At 71.5% G+C, this 19095-nt stretch carries 12 protein-coding genes; 2 read left to right on the top strand and 10 right to left on the bottom strand.

What is annotated here, in order from left to right:
- Positions 1-33 precede the first annotated feature (33 nt).
- Both ACZ3I4_RS31000 and ACZ3I4_RS30995 read left to right on the top strand, forming a co-directional pair.
- Complete coding sequence (locus ACZ3I4_RS31000) at positions 34-666, top strand: GNAT family N-acetyltransferase (RefSeq protein WP_465385577.1); 633 nt, start codon at positions 34-36, stop codon at positions 664-666.
- Between the two features lie 69 nt (positions 667-735).
- Positions 736-2928, top strand: coding sequence for an N-acetylmuramoyl-L-alanine amidase (locus tag ACZ3I4_RS30995; RefSeq protein ID WP_465385576.1), 2193 nt, complete (start codon positions 736-738; stop codon positions 2926-2928).
- Here ACZ3I4_RS30995 and ACZ3I4_RS30990 read toward each other — a convergent pair.
- The 10 genes from ACZ3I4_RS30990 to ACZ3I4_RS30945 all read right to left on the bottom strand — a co-directional run bounded on the left by ACZ3I4_RS30990 (position 2925) and on the right by ACZ3I4_RS30945 (position 19087).
- The gene (locus tag ACZ3I4_RS30990) at positions 2925-3944 is read right to left on the bottom strand and encodes a GH39 family glycosyl hydrolase (protein WP_465385575.1); all 1020 of its coding nucleotides are present in this window, start codon (positions 3942-3944) and stop codon (positions 2925-2927) included. The genes ACZ3I4_RS30995 and ACZ3I4_RS30990 overlap by 4 nt on opposite strands.
- Positions 3945-4089: 145 nt before the next feature.
- The gene (locus tag ACZ3I4_RS30985) at positions 4090-4314 is read right to left on the bottom strand and encodes a hypothetical protein (protein ID WP_465385574.1); all 225 of its coding nucleotides are present in this window, start codon (positions 4312-4314) and stop codon (positions 4090-4092) included.
- Positions 4311-6023 carry a hypothetical protein gene (locus ACZ3I4_RS30980; protein WP_465385573.1) on the bottom strand — a complete coding sequence of 571 codons (1713 nt, stop codon included), beginning with the start codon at positions 6021-6023 and terminating at the stop codon, positions 4311-4313. The genes ACZ3I4_RS30985 and ACZ3I4_RS30980 overlap by 4 nt, the downstream gene beginning before the upstream one ends.
- Before the next feature lie 22 nt (positions 6024-6045).
- Positions 6046-7134, bottom strand: coding sequence for a polysaccharide pyruvyl transferase family protein (locus tag ACZ3I4_RS30975; protein WP_465385572.1), 1089 nt, complete (start codon positions 7132-7134; stop codon positions 6046-6048).
- The gene (locus tag ACZ3I4_RS30970) at positions 7131-10769 is read right to left on the bottom strand and encodes a GDSL-type esterase/lipase family protein (RefSeq protein WP_465385571.1); all 3639 of its coding nucleotides are present in this window, start codon (positions 10767-10769) and stop codon (positions 7131-7133) included. The genes ACZ3I4_RS30975 and ACZ3I4_RS30970 overlap by 4 nt, the downstream gene beginning before the upstream one ends.
- Entirely contained in the window at positions 10766-11122 is a 357-nt protein-coding gene (locus ACZ3I4_RS30965; RefSeq protein ID WP_465385570.1) for a hypothetical protein, read from the bottom strand. Before ACZ3I4_RS30965 ends, ACZ3I4_RS30970 begins: the two co-directional genes overlap by 4 nt.
- 46 nt (positions 11123-11168) lie before the next feature.
- Entirely contained in the window at positions 11169-13319 is a 2151-nt protein-coding gene (locus tag ACZ3I4_RS30960; RefSeq protein WP_465385569.1) for a glycosyltransferase, read from the bottom strand.
- A gap of 562 nt (positions 13320-13881) precedes the next feature.
- Positions 13882-15876 (bottom strand): response regulator, encoded by a 1995-nt coding sequence (locus ACZ3I4_RS30955; protein WP_465385568.1) that lies wholly within the window; start codon positions 15874-15876, stop codon positions 13882-13884.
- Positions 15873-16940: a chemotaxis-specific protein-glutamate methyltransferase CheB gene (cheB, locus tag ACZ3I4_RS30950; protein WP_465385567.1), complete on the bottom strand. Its 1068-nt coding sequence runs from the start codon at positions 16938-16940 to the stop codon at positions 15873-15875. The genes ACZ3I4_RS30955 and cheB overlap by 4 nt, the downstream gene beginning before the upstream one ends.
- Positions 16940-19087 (bottom strand): hybrid sensor histidine kinase/response regulator, encoded by a 2148-nt coding sequence (locus ACZ3I4_RS30945; protein WP_465385566.1) that lies wholly within the window; start codon positions 19085-19087, stop codon positions 16940-16942. Before ACZ3I4_RS30945 ends, cheB begins: the two co-directional genes overlap by 1 nt.
- Between the last annotated feature and the right edge of the window lie 8 nt (positions 19088-19095).

Genomic DNA, 19095 nt, shown 5'->3' with positions numbered 1-19095 from the left:
GCGGAAGGCCGGCCGGGCCGCTATAGAGCAGGGGTGAACGAATTCTGGCCCCTGTTCGGGCTCCGGCTGGCCTTCCGCGACGTCGTGCTGCGGCCGATGCGCGAGGACGATCTGCCCCACCTGGCGGCCGTGCTGCCGGACGACGTCGGGCACGACCCGCGCCTCGCGCTGTTTCCCGGGCAGAGCCTGATCGAGAACGAGCGCCGGCTGCTCTGCCAGGGCTACTGGAAGGCGCTCGGCACGTGGGAACCGGAGTCCTGGGTGCTGCACTTCGCGGTCGTCCACCGCGGCGACGTGGTCGGCGTGCAGACCCTCGAGGGCGACAACTTCCCGGTGCTGCGGACCGTCGACTCCGCCTCGTGGCTGATCCCGGCGGTGCGGGGCCGCGGGGTCGGGGTGGCGATGCGCACGGCGATGCTTCAGTTCGCGTTCGGCTCCCTGGGCGCGGCGGCCGCGATCACCTCGGCCACCATGACGAACGCCGCCTCGCTCGGGGTCTCCCGCCGGGTCGGGTACGCGGAGAACGGCGTCAGCCGCATTGTCGACACCGGCGGTGACGTGGTCGAACTGCAGCATTTCCGGATAACCGCGGATCAATGGGCAGGTGCCGACGTGACAGTGGACGGTTTCGATCCGTGCCGAGCCTTGTTCGGGATGGCAGGCTGAGCCACCGTTCGATAGCCTCACGCGCGTTCGCTGATTGATCAACGGGGGAGCGCAGTGGGACGTCGATTGATGATAGGGGTGGGCGCCGCGGTCGCGGTGCTGGCCGCCGGCGGCGGCGTGGCCGTCCTGACCTGGCCGTCCAAGGCCGTTCCGGCGTCGCGGCCGGAAGCGATCGCTACGCAGCCACCGGCCCCCGTCGCCGCGGCCCCGGTCCGCGCGACGCCGGTCGGGCGCACCACGATCAACGCCCTCGACCTGGCCCCGCTCGGCTCCTCGGGCACGCTCCCGCAGCGCACCACCAAGCGGTTCAGCATGGTCGGCGTCAACTGGACGAACCCGAAGGACAAACCGGCCGGCACGGTGCAGGTGCGCACCCGCAGCGTCAAGACCGGCGCCTGGAGCGGCTGGCAGTCGCTCGAGGTGGCCGAGGCCGCCGTCGACCGGCCGGACGAGCTCGCGAAGCTGCGCGGCCGCACCACGCCGATCTGGACCGGCCCGTCCAACGGCGTCGCCGCCCGCCTGGTCGACGCGGGCGCGAAGCCGCTGCCGGCCGGGCTGCGCCTCAAGCTGATCGACCCCGACACCCCGGCCGGCGGCGGTTCCGGCGGTGGCGCGCCGATGGCCGTGCCGCCGCCCAGCACGGCGCCGGCGCCCGTCACGAGCCCGCCCGCCTCCGAGGGGCCGGCCGGGGCGGCGACCAACCCGCCCACCCCGACGCCGGGGACGACCCCGCCCGCCACCGAGGCGCCGACCCAGCCCGCCCCGCCCAAGCCGGCCGCGCTGCCGGCCATCGTCTCGCGCGGCGGGTGGGGCGCCGACGAGAAGAGCGTGAAGGCTCCGCCGGCCATCGCCCCCGACGGCGTCAAGGTGGTCTTCGTGCACCACACCGCGGTCAAGGCGGTGCCGTGTGCGCAGTCGGCGTCGCAGATCCGCAGCATCATGGCCAACGACATCGACGACGGCTTCGACGACCTCGGCTACAACTTCGTCGTCGACCAGTGCGGCACGGTCTTCGAGGGCCGGGGCGGCGGCGTGACCAAGGCGGTCGTCGGCGCGCACGTGGCCGGCTTCAACACCGGCTCGGCCGGCATCGCGCTGCTGGGCGATTACACCACCGTCAAGCCGACCCAGATCGCGCTCACCCGGATCGCCCAGATCGCCTCGGCGCGCTTGGGCGCGTATGGGTTCGACGCCTCCACCACGGCCGAGATGACCGCGGGCGTGGCGGGCAAGTGGCCGGTCGGCACCAAGGTGATGCTGCCGCGCCTGGCCGGTCACCGGGACGCGGCGCTGACCGCCTGCCCCGGCGACTCGATGTACCCGTTCATGAACGTGATCCGCGGCCGGGCCCTGCTGCCCGACTTGAAGATCGCGAACTTTCAGGGTGTGCCGGCGGGCGGCACCTATTACGTGAAGAACTCGGGCCGCCTGCACTTCGACGTCGGCGGCGACGTGGCCCACGTGTCCCGATACGACATCCTGCTCGACAACAAGGTGACCACGACGGTCGGTCCGGACGTGGAACGGGTCGCCACAGTCCCGGTGCCGCCGGGCGCTCACACCGTGGCCGTCCGCGTCGTGCACAACTCCGGGGCGGCCGACGTCACGCCGTCGATCAAGGTGTTCGGCGACGTGTCCGGGCCGACCTTCCCGGTCAAGCCGGCGGTGACCCTGCGCACCGGCACCTACTCGGCCGCCGCGGTCCCGGTCACGGTGACCTTCAAATCGGCCGACAACGTCAAGGTGTTCCAGCAGCAGGTCATCTCGCCACTGCCGCCGACGGCCATCTCGGCCACCTCGACGGCCTGGAATCCGACGGTCAAGCCCAACGTGGCGGTGTCCTACGCGGTGCGCGCCCGCGACTGGGTCGCCAACGAGGGCGAGGGCCGGGCGACGTGGACGGTCACCCAGATGCCCGAGACCGCGGCCAAGCTCACCGGCACGTGGGGCCCGCGGGCGGGCTCGGCCTATCTGGGCGGCCGGGCGATCGCGGCGTCGGCCAAGAACGCCAAGGCGGCCTACACGTTCACCGGGCGGTCGGCCGCGCTGACCTTCACCCGTACGCCGGCCACGGGTGTCGCCCTCGTCTACGTCGACGGGGTCAAGGTGGCCACCGTCGACACCAAGGCGACCGGCACGGTGCACCGGCAGACGCTGTGGGTGCGCGCCCTGACCGCCAAGGCCCACACCGTCTCGGTCGTGGTCGCCGGCACCAAGGGCCGTCCCACGGTCATCTCGGACGGCCTCACGTACGTCCGTTAGACGCCGTTGATCGTGACGCTGGTGATGCCGTCTCTCAGCACCAGCGTGTCGCAGATCCACTCGGCGCGTACGGGCCGTCCGGCGGCGGCCGCGTGGGCGAGCCAGGCGAAGGGGCCGGCGAGCGGAAGCAGCTTTCCGCCGCCGGCCTTCGCCGTGTCGGTCCACAGCGCCACCGATCTCAGTTCGGTGTCCTGCTGAGGCTGCCACAGCAAGGCGCCCCCGATCCCGGCCCCGAGCAGGCGGGTCAACGTGTACAGCGCCAGAGCGGCTCGCCGCGGTGACCCGGACGGCACCTCCAGGTCGCTGGTCTGCGGATAGAGCTCGGCCCACCACACCGGCAGGTCGGTGCGCGAATGCAACCAGCGGGTGATCGCCACGAACTTCTCCACGGCCTCGGCCTCGTCGCCCACCACGCCCTTGTCCTTGGTCGCGCTGGTGCCGTCGACGACGACGAAGTCCGCGCCGGCGTTGTGCTCGAGCCAGTATTCGACGTCCTGAAGGACACGCCGATCGACCGCACCCCACGGGCCGCTGACCGGCGAGGCTCCGGCCGACCAGCTGTCCATGACGATGTACGGGCCACCCACCTTGATTGCCGGGTTCACCTGTTTGAGCGCCGCGTAGACCTGGTTGTAGAGGGCGGTGTACCCCTCGATGTTCCAGCGGTTGCGCCCGGTGTCCCAGAAACCTTTGAGCTCGTTCCAGACCAGGAACCGCTTGACGTCCGGATATCGCCGGGCCACGGCCGCCGCCAGGGCCGCGAAGTCGGCGTAATGCCCGGGGCCGGGCGCCTGCGTGAGCCGGTCCCAGTCGGTGCTGCCGTCGATCCCGCCCTTCATCCAGTCCGGCGAGCAGCACAGGGTGATGATCGGGTCGCCCCCGGTGCGCCGCATCAGAGCGACCCGCCGGTCCAGGGTCCGCCAGTCGAAGACCCCGGGTGCGGGCTCGGGGTTGTCGGCCCCGAACCCCATGATGTGCTGGTTCTGCACGAACGGCGCCGACCGGAGGTAGGACACGGCAGTCGCGGCACCGGGACCGAGATCCGCCGTGTATCGCGTGTGCGTCACACCCAGCGCCGGGATGTCTTGCGGGGCCGCCGAGGCCGGAACCACCCCCAGGGCCAGGAGCGAAAGGATCGTGGCGAGGCTCCGCCTGATCCGGTCAGCCGATCTCGACATAGACCCGGTACGCGAGCGTGATCACCAGAACGACTGTGCAGACGGTCAGGAAGGCGCCGCTGAGCGTGTGAAACAGGCGCTGCCGGGACGACATGGTCCGGCCCCGGGCCGGGTCCTCGGCCAGTTCGGCGAGAACACCCCGGCCGGTGGCGAGCACGACGACGACCGCGCACAGGATTCCGGCGAAGACATTGAGCGCCGAGATCATTTCTTCCCCTTAGCGATGCGGACCAGGACGGCGCCGTCCCGGTTCGTGGACAACTTGCGATATTTGCCGCCGGAGATCAGGGCGCCGATCTCGCGGTCCGCCCAGTCGTCCGGCCGGCCCTCGCCGAGCACGCCCCACCGGACCATTCCGCGGGTCACCACGACGACGTCCGCGGCCTGCTTGTCGGCACAGGCCGCGAGGGTTCCGTCCGGGCCGCACAGCGCGGGCACATTCCGCCACTTGATGGTGGAGATTCGCGCCGTCCGGACCGGACCTTGTTCCTCAGCGAGCAGGAGCAGGCCGTCCCGCGGTGTGGCGGTGATCGCCGAGTCGACCAGACGCCGCTCGTCCGAGGTGATGTACGCGAACCCGTCATTGCCACCGCGGAGGACGACGAGGGTGCAGGCCGCTATCGCGGCCAGGACGACCGGCGCCGCGAGCCACCGCCTGCGCAGACGGCCTAGTTGATCGAGAGCTTCGCCGCCGAGAACGGCGAGGAAGGGAAGGGCGAAAAGCGCACAGCGCATGAACATCTCGCCGCCGTAGCCCTGGACGACGGTGATCGCCGGAGCCGCGGTGAGCAGCACCGGCAGCAGGATCGGACGGCCCGCTCGTCGTCGCGCCCAGACGCCGAGCGCGGCGAGCACCAGCGCCGCGCCGAAATAGGCCGCCCGCATCTGGCGGACCGCCGCGATGCCCGGGTCGACGGAGACGATGCGCTCGGTGAAGTTGTCGCCCACCGACGCTCCGACGTTGCCCAGCCCCTGGGTCAGGAGTTTGAGCGCGTTACCGGACCAGAACTCGTGACCGCCGAGGACGAACCAGGTCACCTCGAGAGCGACCAGCGTCAGGATGAGGCCCCACACACGGTGCCGGGTGACCAGGAGGACAGCGAGCTGCAGACCGATCATCACGGGCGTCAGTTGATGGCTGACCACCACCGCGGCGGTGGACACGACGACGAGCACGAGGGCGATCGCTCGATGTCTCCCCTCGTGTTTTCTGGTCGACAACAAAAGCACAAGCGAACCCAGGGCGAGCACGTACGCGGTGGCCTGCGGGGAGAAGTAGTCCTGTTCGATCCAGTTGGTCACGGTGACCAGCACCGCCGCCAGCCAGGCGCCGCGTTCGGTGGTGCCGAGCGCGTGGGCCAGGCGCCAGGTGAGCGCGGCGGTCAGCAACGCGACGGCCACCGGGGTCCAGTTCGCCACCTGAACCAGTTGCCGCTCGCCGCTCGCACCGGTCAACATGCCCCACCAGGCGAAGAATCCGGGCCAGCTGAATCGGGCGTCCACGCCGGCCGCCCCCGCGCCGGCCGTCGTGTACTGCTCCGCGAAACCCAGGTGGAGCCACGCGGTGGTGGTTCGAGGAAGGTGCTCGACCAGCGGCGGTAGCCCATAGGTCTGGAACACCAGCACCATCAGGGTGGCGCCGAGCTGAAGCCGGCCGAGCCCGAGATAGGCGCCCCACACCAAGGTTGCGGCGGTCAGCATGATGCCGAGCCAGATCGGCCACGACAGAACCGAGGCCAGGCCCCAGCCATCGGCATCGCGGGGTGTGACGAACGCGCAGCCGGCTGTCCACAGACCGGCGCCCGCCATGGTGACACCGGCCGCGATCCCGGACGTGCGTGGTCCGCGCCCGGCCGGGGCGGACGCCGGGTGGCCATAGACCGTGGCCGAGCGGGGAGGGCGAACGCCGATGCTCATCGACCGGCCATCTGCGAGCGCGTCACGCCAGCCTCCGCCGGATCGACGTGGTCAGGGAGGACACCTCGCCCTGCAGGCGCTCGCGCAGTTCCGCTACCCGGGTCAGCATCGCCGCACGGCCCGGCCGATCCGCGGCCGCCTGCTCGGTGAGTTCGCCCAGACGGCCGGAGGTGACCTCGTCGACACGCACACAGAGGTCGCCGAGGCCCACGGAGTCCATGAAGTCCCGGCACTTCGGCTGGTACTCGAGCATGACCGTCGGTACGCCGGCGCTGGCCGCGAGGATGCCGGCATGCAGGCGCTCGGCGACGACGACGTCGCAGTCGGCGATCGCCTGGAAGAAGGCCTCCGAGGTCTTCGGGGTCTCCCACCGCACCAGTTCCGCGGGCAGGCCCGCCGCGATGCGCTCGGCGTGCCGGCGGTCGCCCGGGTTCACCACGAGCATCACCACCTTGCCCCCGGCCGTGACGGTCTCGGCCGCGTAGGAACGGCAAGCGTCGATCACGCGGTCGTGGTCGTGCCCCCACAGGTCGTCGCCGTAACCCAGGCTGATCGCCACGGTGCCGGTCCGGGACGCGTCGGGCGCGCGCAGGGCGCCGGGGCGCAGAAGCAGCGCCGGGTCGCCGACCACGACGGATTCGACCCCGATACCGGCGAGGAGCGCCTGGGACTGCGGCCCGCGGACGGTGACCCGCTCGAAGCGACGCAGGACAGCCCGCCAGCGGGTCAGCTCGCCGTTCGACGAGAACGAATGCCTGCCCTGAAAGCGGGGGTCTTCCACACCGACCCCGATGAGGTGGTGTTCGGCTCCGCAGGAGATCCGCGCCGCGTAGAGAGCCGCTCGCCAGTTCGCGCGGCCGACCGCGGTGCCTCCGCCGAGGATCAACGGGCGCCGGCGGCGATCGGTCACGCCGGTGAGCCCGGTTCGCAGGATCTCGGCCCCGGACATGGGCAACGGAGACAGGCCGACCTCCGGCAACGCCGCCTGGATCACCTCGTGGAGCACGTCATCGCCCAGGTTGCCGTGTCCGGACCAGCCCAGATACCCGACGGAGGGGGTGCGGGCAGGAGCGTTCGGCGTACGGCTCGGCTCGAGTCCGGTGTTGGTCATTTCGATCCCCGTTGTGTGGTGGTGACGGCGTGCAATGGGCCGCGGGGCTCGGCGTCCCGCGGTGTGGTGAGTTGAGTGATCTCCGTGCCGATGCGGCCGGCCATCCGCTGGGCGCCGGCCTTCGTCGGCAGGATCCCGTCGCTGCTGAGGGACGGCCCGGCCGCTGCGTAAGCGTCGGCCAAGCGCGTGCCTGAGCCGGCGCTCAAGGAGGCGATGGCGCTGTTGAGCGGTGCTTCGCCGGCGCCGGCCGCCGGTGGGATCGTGGCCAGGACGGGCTCCGCGCCGGCCGCTCGGACCTGCGTGATCATCTTGGTCAGGTTGGCGATCGAGGTTGCCGTGGGGACACCGGAGCGAACGTCGCCGGTGCCGCCGAGCAGGACAACCACGTCGGGTTTGGCCGCCGCGAGCAGCCGGGGGAGCCGGGCCAGCATCCCGGCTGTCGAATCGCCTCGCTGCCCGCCGTTGATCACCCGGGCCGGGGTGCCCGCGCCGGCCAGCTGGGCACTGAGCAACGCGGGCCAGGCGCGGGTGCCGGCTCGGCCCGCGGAGGGGTCGGCGTCCGCCAGGGTGATGCTGTCGCCGACCGCGAGCACGACCGGGCGACGAGCCTGCAGCACGGTGATGTCCTGGTCGTCACGCGCGAGCGTGAACCGCCGGGTGGCGAGCAACTGATCGACGACCTGCCGGGTCCACCCGGCCGGATAGCCGCGGAGCAACTGTCCGTTGACGTCCTGCTGCGGTGTGATGATCACGGTGTCCGGCCGGCTGTCCAGCACGCATTTCGCGACCGGATCCGTGTCGTGGCAGGTGTCCATGACGGCGGTGTGGACGACGTCGGTGATCCGCCCGAATCGCCAGGGCAGGTGGGAGGTGAGCACCGTCAGCCGGGTGCCCGGCTCGGCCTGGGCGTAGAACTGCTTCAGCACGGCCACCTGATGCGAGGTCACCCGGGTGAACCCGTCGTTGCCCGAACGTGCCACCAGGCCGGCCGAGCTGATCAGCAGGGCGGTGACGGCCGCGGCCGCCGGGGCGAAACGGGCTCCACGAATGGACCACGGCCGAGCCACGTGCGCTCGCAGCTGGATCGAGGCCGTCGCGGGGAAGATGGCGTTGGCGGCCAGGATGCCCAGCCAGGGCAGGGAGAAGAGCCACACGCGGAGGAACATCTCGCCGCCGTAGCTCTGCACCAGGACGAAGGTGGCCGGGCCGGCGGCGAGGACGCCGATCACGATCGCGGTCCGCCGCATCATGCCGGCCCAGAGCCGCATCATGCCGATCCCCGCGAGGACGACGGTCACGGCGATCAGGCCGAGGCGCAGGGCCTGGATGTAGCCGCGTTCGGGGGCGCCGCTGACTCGTTCGGTGAAGTTGTTGTCGACCACACTGCCGACCGCGCCCACATCCTGGGTGAAGACATGGAAGTGGCCGATCCAGAAGTCCTGCGCGGCGACCACGAGCCAGGTGAGGGGGAGGACGGCGGCGAGCACGACCAGGCCCCGGGGCTGCAAGCCGGCCAGCAGCGCCAGCAGGAGCAGCACCCCGGCCAGCAGGTAAGGGGTGAGCTGATGGCTCGGCGCCAGACCGAGGCAGATGGCGGCCACGATCACGGTGGCCACGGCTCGGACGCCGGGCCGGTGCGCGTCGTCCTCCCCGGAGGAGGCCATCACCCCGGAATCCAGCCCGCGCACGATCTTGCGGGAGAGCAGCCGGACACACACCGCGACGCCACACAGGAAGAGGAGGAGCGCGAGCGCCTGCGGCGAAAAGTACTCCTGCTCGACCCAGTTGCCGGCGAGGAAGACCCAGAGCGCCACCCAGGTGGTGCGGGGCGGCAGGCGGAAGGCCCGGGCGATCGAGGCCAGCGGAATCAGCCACGCCACGATGGTGACCACCGGAGCCCAGCGGACGAAGGAGGTCGCGCTGTCCAGCCCGGAGGCTTTCACCAGCATGCCGGCCGCCGCGAAGAAGCCGGGCCAGTCGAACCGGGCGTCGAAGGCTCGCGCCACCGTACCGCTGCCGGCGATGTAGTCGGTGAAACCGGCGTGCAGCCAGGCCACCGGCAGGCGGCCCTCGCCATAGATCAACGGTTGGAGAGCGTACGTCTCGATCGCGACGATGACCGTCAGGAGATAGCCGGCCCACGGGAGCGTGGGCATGCGGCGCAGTTCGAGCATCATGGCGACGGCGAGCAGGACGAGCCCGGACCAAGCCAGCGGATGCAGGGCGTTGACCAGCCCCAGCAGCCCGACGTCGTCGGGGTCGGTCAGCTTGGCGCCGGTGAACCAGGCGACCAGGCTGGCGATGGCCAGGATCAGGCTGAGCGGGATGCGTCGCAGGAAGGCGCGCACACTGTTGTGCACGAGGTAACCGGCCGACACGGTGGCGGCCACGGCGCCCGCGCCGGCGTAGAGCAGGGCGATCACGGCCAGCGACGGTGTCTCGTCGGTCGTGATCAGGACGACGCCGAGCGCACCGAACAGCAGGGTGCTGTTGAACGCCTGGATGCCGAATACCGTCCAGGGCTGCTTGCGCACCTGCCCGACGCCGACCGCGAGGATGGTCACGATCCGGAACGCGAGGCCGAGGCAGAGCAACTGCATGGCCGTCGCGCCCTGCTGGGCGTACTCGGATCCGAACAGGCTCAGAACCGGCCGCGCCAGCAGAGCCAGCACCAGCAACGCCGGAAGGAACACGGCGGCGAACCACAGGGCGATCCCGCGAGTGAGCTCGCCGAGACGTTCCAGATCGCCGTTGCTGCGCACGATCAGTGCCTGTACGAAGCCGATGGCCGCGAACTCGACGCTGACGGCGATCGACCAGACGACGAAGAAGATGCCGCCTTCGGCGTGCGACGTGATGGCCGTGACGACGACCGGGAGGCCGTTGGAGACGATCAGGGAGGCCAGCGACGCCGCCCAGGCGCCGGCTACGAAGGGCACCACCTCGGCGCGGCGGGGCACAGCCCCCGGACCGGCGTCCCGGGACCGTGCGCGGCCGAGGAGCACCGGCATCGCCATGACGATCGCGAGCACGATCAACGCAGCCGGCGCCATCCAGGCCACCAGCACGCCGAAGCGGCCCCAGCCCAGAAGCGGCACGATGAGGATCAACCGGGCGAGTACGAGGATGCCGTTCTTGGCCGGCACCCAGGATGCTCGCCAGAGCCCGGCGAGTACCTGGTCCTGCAGGATGAAGAGAGCCCACACGACACTCGCCACCACGAATGCCGCGATGTGCGACGGCGTGTCGATGATCCCGCCGGGCAGGAACAGCAACACGATCGCCGAGATCGGCAGACAGGTCAGCACCACGGTCAGGTAGGCGCGACGCAGCAAGGTGGCTCGGTGTTCGCCGGCGCCGGGCAACCAGCGCAGGAGCATGTTGCCCATCTGCAGCTGGCTGACCGTGGCCACCAGCAGCACCGCATTGATCAAGGCGCTGGCCGTGCCGACCAGCGACGGATCCGCCAGCCGTGCGGTCAGGCTCCAGGTCAGGAACCCGAAGAGTCCCATGACACCGACGCTGATGCCGAGGGCGCTGCCGTCCTTGAGCACCTGCCCCGCACCCGAGAACTTCTTCTCAGGCGGTGGTGGCGGAGCGGCGAGGGTCTCCCGCGGGTCGAGAATCAACGTCATGAACGGCCGGCGCCCGACGGCCGCTCTCGAAGGGGCCGGACGATCAACGGGATCGCCGCCCCCGCGGTCAGTGCGGCCCACGCGGCAACCGTGGCGCGCGGATGCCACGAGTGCGCGAGCACCTGCACCATGGCCAGCACGATGCCCATGCTGATGCTGAGCCCGATACCCGCGGTGAGCTCGAGCAGGCGCTCGCGGAATCGTGCGTAGGCGACCGCGACCCAACCGGGCACCACCAGCGCGAATCCGACGGTGAGCGCGGCGCGTCCCGGGTAGTCCAGGTCGAGGGCGGTGCCGAGGGCGACCGCCAGGGAGACGACCATGGCGACGGCCGCGGCGTGACGTGTCGTCATCGGGGACAGGTTGACCGCCCGCGGTCCAGCGGCCGGACGGCTTGTCTCAGCGCTCACCGAGCACCGCCTTCCGCAGCCGGGACCCGAAATAGAGCAGGGGACCGAGCGCGATGCCACCCCACTCGGCGAGCACCAGCTTGCTGGGGAAAGTCTTGCCACGCCGGTTGTTCTTGGGGGAGGACGGCGACAGCAGGAACAGCGCTCCGGCCGGGATCCGGCGCAGAATGGCGAGGAGCGTGCCCCTGTCCCGGAGCGCCTGGGCGAAGAGCATCGCGCTCAGGCCCCGGCCGTAGAAGTGGAGCTGCCGGCGCAAGGCGGGTTCCTCGCTTCGATGATCGTGGTAGACCAGCGCGCTCGGGTCGTAGCGCAGCACGCCGCCCGTCCGGACCACTCGTACGAACAGGTCGAGGTCCTCACCGGCTCCGGTCGCGCGGCCGGGGCCCAGGTGCGGGTCGAAGCCGCCGATCGAGCGGAGGAAGTGGGCGCGGAAGGCCGAGTTGTTGCCGGACCCGTAGGCCCCGGCCGAAAACGGGTAGAGCGCCCCCCGCGCCGGGTCCCGGTCGGCGCCGGAGAAGCGCTGGACCTCGAGGCCCTTGCTGAAGCCGCCGTAGCCCTCGAACCAGACCTGCGCCGGGGTGTCCAGGCGGCGCGGCCGGACCAGGCCGGTCACGCACGTGACAGCCGGGTCGGCGAAGCCGTCGGCGATCACATCGAGCCAATGCCGGTCGACCACAGCGTCGTCGTCGGTGAACGCGATGATCTCCCCGGTGGCGTGGGCCAGGCCGACGTTGCGGGCGGCTGACGCGCCCCGCTGCGGCGCCGGCAGGTATCGCACGAGCGGTTCGGCGTCGGCGAAGGCACGCAGCGCGGCGGCGTTGACCTCGTGGCCCGGGTGGTTGTCGACGAGCAGCACTTCAAGCCGCGGCCAGCCGGTGGCCAGCACCGACCGCACACACTCGACGGCGCCCTCGACCCGGCCGTGGGTCGCGACGACCACGCTGATCGACGGTGTCGTGGTGCGCACCGGGCGTGGCTCGTCGCCCGCGTCCGGCGCGAGCAGTCCGGCCAGGTCGAGCGGAGTGCCCAGACGATCACCGGGCACGTCGACCAGGGCCAGCGGTTTTGCCCTTTGCCGCACGAGCAGCTGAGCGCCCTCGTACCCGATTCCGTGCGAGTTCTGTTCGGGCAACACGACTGTCCGCTCGGCCACGTCCGCCTCGGCGATCAGCACGGGCCGGAAATCCTCGCCGACCTGGGCGGCCCGGGTGAGGGAGCCGCGAAGGTAGCCGAACGCGGTGACGAAGAGGCCGAGCACGATGGCTGTAGCGGCGCCCAGACCGGCGGGCCGGCCGACGAAGATGCCGCCGAGTCCTCGCAACAGGCTGCGGGGCAGCACCCGGCTGACGTACGCCCGCTCGCTCGACAGGGCCTGCTCGCTGCCGACCAGACGGGACACCATGGCCTTGCTGATGCCTTCGCTGTAACTGCGGTGCAGGAAGTAGCGCCAGGTTGTTCGTTCCGTCGTGACCCGGTGACGCACGGTGGCGTCCGGCAGGTGAAGGATGATCGCGTCCGGCACGTTCTTGCGCACCCGGATGCACAGCTCGGTCTCCTCGCAGCCGAGCGGCAAACTGCCGACCCGGCCGACGGCGGTGGAGAACGGCCCGGCCAGCATCATCGCGCTGCGGCGGAACGCCATCGCGGCGCCGATCACGTTGCGCACCTCGGCGCGGGTTGTCGGCAGGCCGACGTAGGCGCACCCGACGACCCAGTCGAACTCGGGCGGGAACCACCACGGCCGGTGCCCCTGCGGCCAGGCCGGCACGGGCGTGCCGCCGACCGCGACGACCGCGTCGTCGCTCATCGCCTCGCTCATCGCGTCGATCAGACCCGGGTCGGCGACCGCGTCGTCGTCCAGAAAGATCATGACGTCGTGCTCGGCGGCATCGACGCCGGTATTACGGGCGCCGGAGAGCCCCGGCTGCCCGGTGCTGGCGATGATCCTCAGGGCGGGCCAGGCCCCGAGGTTGCCGGCCAGCCTCGTCCGCAGCTCTTCGTTGTGGTCGATCACCACGATCATCTCGTCGTCGCCGGTCATCTGGCCCTGCGCGGCCGCGACCGCGGCGAGGACGTCGTCGTACCGGCGCATCGTGTAGGCGCAGATGATCACCGAGACCGGTGCGCGTACCGGGGTCACGGTTCCCGATTCGGCCTTCATCACTCGGTCGCCGTGCCGGGCCGGCTGTACACAGCCAAAGCCCAGGAAATGGGGGTATTGATTATGCCGGTGGACGGGAAAAGGTCGTCGACTGACACGAATGCTCCAGGATCGGGCGGACACAGGCGCCCCGGGAAACATCCCGATGGCGGCCTGTCAATCGTGCATGTTCACTGATCAATCCAGGTTCACCGTCGGTTCGGTCTTGCGCACCGGACGTCAGAACCGGCCGACCGGAATGACCGGTAACTAAACCGGGTCGGTCAGACGGTGACGATACAAATTTGTAATTTCGGTGGTACGCGGCATCCGTCGTTCGGGGGAGAAGTCCCTGCTCAGTGGTGGTCCGGCGTTGATGGGATCATGACGGACAGTTCGGTTGGCCAGGCAGGAACCGGACGCCGAGGCATCAAGTTCATATAGCCGTGACCGTTCCTGGAAAGGACCGAAAGGCGTCACCGGGACAGTTTCAGCGCGATGCATCTGAATTGCGTGCAGTGAGGACTGTTAAATTGTCGTGGCGTAAGCGAATGTAAGTACTTCAACCGTTCCGGCGGGCTTGTGCCCGCAGGTCCGGCTGACCGGCCGGGCCCGGCACCGGGGGCAACGTGAACCAGAATGTCGCCCCCCGCCCGTCCTCACCCTCGGCCCAGATCTCGCCGCCGTGCCGTTCGACGGCCCGGTGCACGGTGGTCAGGCCGATGCCGGTGCCGGGGAAATCCTCGGCGCTGTGCAGGCGGGCGAACGGGCGAAAAAGCTCGCCCGCCTTGCCGGACGGGAACCCGGCGCCGTTGTCGCGCACGTAGAACGCCTCGCCGGTCCGGCCCACCTCGACCGCCGGGTTCTCGATCTTGCGGGTGAACTTGACCGCGTTGTTGATCAGGTTTTCCAGGATGACCCGCACCAGGCCCTCGTCGGCGTCGGCGCGCATGCTCTCGTGCACGACGAAGGCCACCTTGTGCTCGGGGTCGCGCGCCTCCACCTCGCCGATCACCTGCCACGTGGTGGCGGTCAGGTCGAACTCCGCCCGGCGCAGGTCGCCCCGGCTGGCCCGGGCCAGGATCAGCAGCGACTCGACCAGGTCGGCCATCCGGTGCGCGGCGGCCTGGATGCGGCTGAGCCGGCGCCGGGCCTCGGCCCCCAGCGGCTCATCGTCGTCGTCCAGCATGTGCTCGGCGAAGCTGCTGATCACCTGCAGCGGGCCGCGCAGGTCGTGCGACACCGAGCCGGAGAACGCCTCGAGCTCCCGGTTGCGCCACTCCAGCTCCTCGACCAGCGCCGCCCGGGTCTCGGCGAGCTGCCGGGCCGAGCGCTCCTCGGCCGCGTCCAGCTCGCGGCGCATCAGCTCCTCGCGGATCCGGCGGCTCTCGTCGTGCGACTGCTTGCGGCGGATCTGCGTACGGACGTGGGCCCGTAACGCCTCGGCCCCGGAGTCGCCCCGCACGTAGTCGTCGGCGCCGAAGGCCAGGCAGGCCAGCATGTCGTCGTCGGTGGCGCCGGTCATCACGATCGGCGTCTCCCCGATCCGCGGCACCTCCTTGATCCGCCGGCAGGCCTCCGCGCCCAGCTCGCCGGCCGGGCCCAGCCCGAGCACGATGCAGTCGACCGGCTGCTCGCCGAGCAGGTCGAGCGCGTCGTCGGTGTCGGCCACCTGGACCACGTCGTACCCGTCGCCCTGCAGGGCCGCCGCCAGCTCGGTCAGCCGCTGCCGGTCGGGGGTGAGGGCCAGCACCTTGCTCGGCCCGTGCAGGCTGCCGGTGACCTCGATCGGCAGCTGCTCGGAGGTCTGCCGCAGCACCGCGTTCAGTTTGGCCGGGACGATGGCCAGGTTCTGCTGCTTGCGGACGAACGCGTCGGCGCCCGCGTCGAGCATCTGCAGCTCGGTGGCGTAGTCGTCGGCCGCGGTCATCAGGATGCACGGGGTGTCGCGCAGCGCCGGGTCGAGGCGGATCCGGCGGATCACCGTGGCGCCGTCGATGCCGGGCATCACGCCGTCGACGATCACCGCCTGCGGGCGCCGGTCCGCGGCCATCCGCAGGCCCTCCTCGCCGCTGGGGGCTAGCAGCACGGCGTAGCCCTCGCCCTCGAGCAGCTCGCGCAGCTGCTCGCGGAAGGTCATGCTGTCGTCGACGATCAGCACCTGGATGCGGTCGTCGGTGCGGCTCGGCCCGTCGCCTAGCAGCTGCCGCACCCGGGCCACGACATATCCGGCGTCGTACGGCTTCCCGACGTACTCGTCGGCCCCGGTGCGCAACCCGGCCAGCCGGTCGGCGACCTCGTCCACGCTGCTCAGCAGGACCGTCACCACGCCGGCCAGGCTCGGCATGCCGCGCAGCTCGGTCAGCAGCTCGAGCCCGTCGGCGTCGGGCAGCAGCACGTCGAGCACGGCCACGTCGAACTCGGCCGTGGTGAAGGCCGCCCTGGCCTCGGTGCCGGTGGCGCACAGGATCGTGCCGAAGCCGTCCGCCTCGAACGCCTCGTGCAGGTCCATCCGCACGGTGAGGCTGTCGTCGACGATGAGCACACGGTGGGTCATCGCCGGCTCCCGGTGAGCTGCAGCTCGATCAGGTGGGCGGCGATGCGGGCCGGCGGCAGCACGTGGACGGCCGCGCCGATCAGGGCAGCCTCGCGGGGCATGCCGTACACGACGCAGCTGGCCTCGTCCTGCGCGAACGTGACCGCACCCCGGCCCCGCATGCTCAGCAGCCCCTCGGCGCCGTCCCGGCCCATGCCGGTGAGCAGGCAGCCGGCCGCGGACGGGCCGTGCTCGGTGGCGACCGACTCGAACAGCACGTCCACCGACGGGCGGCACGAGTGGCGCGGCGGGGCCTCACTGAGCCGCACCAGGCCCTCACGCACCAGCATGTGCCGGTCGGGCGGGGCCAGCACGACCCGGCCGGCCAGGGCGGCCAGCGGCGTGCGGTCACGGGCGTAGCTGACGTCGCGGCCGGTCTGCCCGGCCAGCCAGTCCGAGAACGCCACCGCGAACGGCTCGCTGGCCGCGATGTGCTGCACGCACAGGACCGGCGGGCGGAACCCGCCCGGCAGCGCCCGCAGCAACTCGGTCAGCGCGCCCGGGCCGCCCGTGGACGAGCCCATGGCCACCACCTGCAGCGAATCCTGGGGAAGCGGCGCCGTGGGCGGTGGCGCCACCGGCGGGGCGGCCGCACGGCCGCGGCCGTCCAGCCGGGCCCGGGGGTGCGTGATCACCCGGATGCGCGAGACCAGTCGCACGGCCGCGCACAGCCGCCGCCCCCAGTCGGCGTCGGTGGCGTCGCCGCGCGGTTTCTCCAGCACGTCGACCGCGCCCGCGGCCAGCGCGTTGTAGGTGCTGAACAGCTCACGCCGGTCGGCCGACGACACCACCAGGATCGGCGTCGGCTGCTCGGCCATGATGTGCTCGGTGGCGACCAGGCCGCTCATCGTGGGCAGCATCATGTCCATCGTCACCACGTCGGGGCGCAGCCGGGCCACCATGTCGACCGCGTCGCCGCCGTCGGTCGCCTCGCCCACGACCTGCAGTTCCGGGTCGGCGGCGAGCGACTCGCGCAGGTGGTGGCGCATGGTCGCGGAATCCTCCACGAGCAGAACACGGATCATCAGAGGATCAGCCTCCGGATGTGCGCGAGCAGTTCCTCCTGGTTGAACTCGCCCTTGATGACGTAGGCCGAGGCGCCCGCCTCGGCGCCCCGGCGCTTGTCCTCGGCGCTGGCCCGCGAGCTCACCAGGATCGTCGGCACGTGCGCCAGCTGCGGGTCGGCCTTGGTCCGCGCGACGAACGTGAAGCCGTCGATGCCGGGCATGTCGATGTCGGAGAGGTACAGGCCGTACTCGCGGCTGCGGGCCCGCTCGAGGCCCTCCTCGCCCGAGGCGGCCAGGTCGACCTCGTAGCCGGCCGACTCGAGGATGCTGCGCTCGAGCATCCGGGTGGTCAGCGAGTCGTCCACGACCAGGATCGGCATCCGGGGCCGGGCCCCGGCCGAACCCTCGCCGCGCGACGCGGCGCTCTCCTGCCGGGCCTCGGCGACCAGTCCGTGCGCGTCGAGCACGAGCCGCGGATTGCCGTCCACGTCGATCGAGACGCTGGCGATCACCGGGGCGGCCGGGGCCAGGTCGGGCAGCGGGCGGGCGACCAGCGTGGTGGTGCCGGCCAGGCGGTCCACGCCGATCGCCACGGTGTCCCGGTCGGCCGCGAGCACCACCGCCACTCCCGAACTCCGCTCGGCGCGGTTCCCGTCCGGGCCGGCGTGCAAGGCGTCGGCCAGCGGCAGGAACGGCAGCACCTCACCCTCGTGCGCGAGCCGGGCGGTGGCCGCGGCGGCGGCCATCTCGTCGGCGGCCAGGCGCACACAGCGGCGCACGGCGTCCATCGGCATCGTCGCGGTCGTGCCGCCGGCCTCGACGATCAGCCCGTTCATGCTGAGCAGGGTCAACGGCACGATGAGCCGTACGGTGGCGCCCTCGCCGGGCCGGTTCACGATGGACACCTCGCCGCCCAGCTGCTGGGCCACGTCGCGGACCACGTCCATGCCGATGCCGCGCCCGGCCACCTCGGTGACCCCGGCGGCGGTGCTGATCCCGCCGTGCAGCACGAGGTCGATGAGCGACTGCGGTGTCGCGTCGGCTCCGGGCGGCAGCAGCCCGCGTTCCTCGGCGGTGCGGCGCAGCGCGGCCAGGTCGAAGCCCCGCCCGTCGTCGGCGCAGCGGAACTCGGCGTACCGGCCGCGGCGTTCGACGTGCACCCCGACCGTGCCCTCCGGCGGCTTGCCCGCGGCCAGGCGCTGCTCCTCGGGCTCGATGCCGTGCACCACCGCGTTCCGCACGACGTGCAGGAACGCGCCGTTGATCAGGTTGAGCAGGTTGGGTCCCATCCGCACGTCCGCGCCGGTGGCCTGGAACTTGATCCGTTTGCCCTCGGCATCGGCGGCGTCGCGCACGGCCCGGCGCAGCGCCGTGAAGATCGAGCCGGCCGGCACCAGACGCAGCCCCTCGGCCCGGCCGCGCACCTCGTCGAGTTCGCGTTCGACCTGGTCGACGGCGTCGGTGAGGCGGCGGCCGAGCACACCGAGTTCGCTCGCGAGCCGCCGGACCGCCGTACGGGCGGCGGCGTCGGTCACGGTGGTCCGGCCGACCCGCATGCGATCGCCCAGGGTCTCGACGTTGCGGTGCAGCTTGGCCAGCGTCCGCCCGCCCTCCCGCAGGGGCGCGATGCGCGAGCTGGCCTCCCCGATCGCGTCGAGCAGTTCGTCGAGGTCGGCCGTGGCCGCGCGTTCGGGCTGCCGGTCCGCGGCCGCCTCGGCGCCGCGGGCCAGCTCGGCGTCGACGTTCGACTGGTCCACCTCGGCCTGGGTGGTGGGCTCGTTCAGGGGAACCGTGCGGATCGGCTCCGGATGTCCTGCCGGGGGCGGGGCCTCGGGCGTGGCCGCGGCCGGTGGTCCGGACAGCGCGTCCACGAACCCCGAGATCTCGTCGTTGAGGCGCAGCAGCTCGCGCATCTCGTCGGCCGGCAGCGCGGGGGTGCTCTCGTCGCGGTGCGGAACCAGCACCTCCTCGAACTCGTGGGCCCGGTCCGCGATCTCGGTCTGCTTGACCACGCGGGCCGCGCCCTTGAGGGTGTGCGCGAACCGCAGCAGCCGGGCGACCAGGTCAGGCCCCGGCTGCTGATCCAGGTCGAGGACGCCCGCGCTGATCTGATCGATCAGTTCGCGCGCCTCGATCCGGAAGTAGCGCAGCGGGTCGCGGGTCATGACCCGCT

It is taken from the genome of Actinoplanes sp. NPDC021490 (assembly GCF_055562135.1).
Note: the sequence above shows the minus strand (reverse complement) of the source record. Positions and strands in the feature narration are given on the sequence as shown.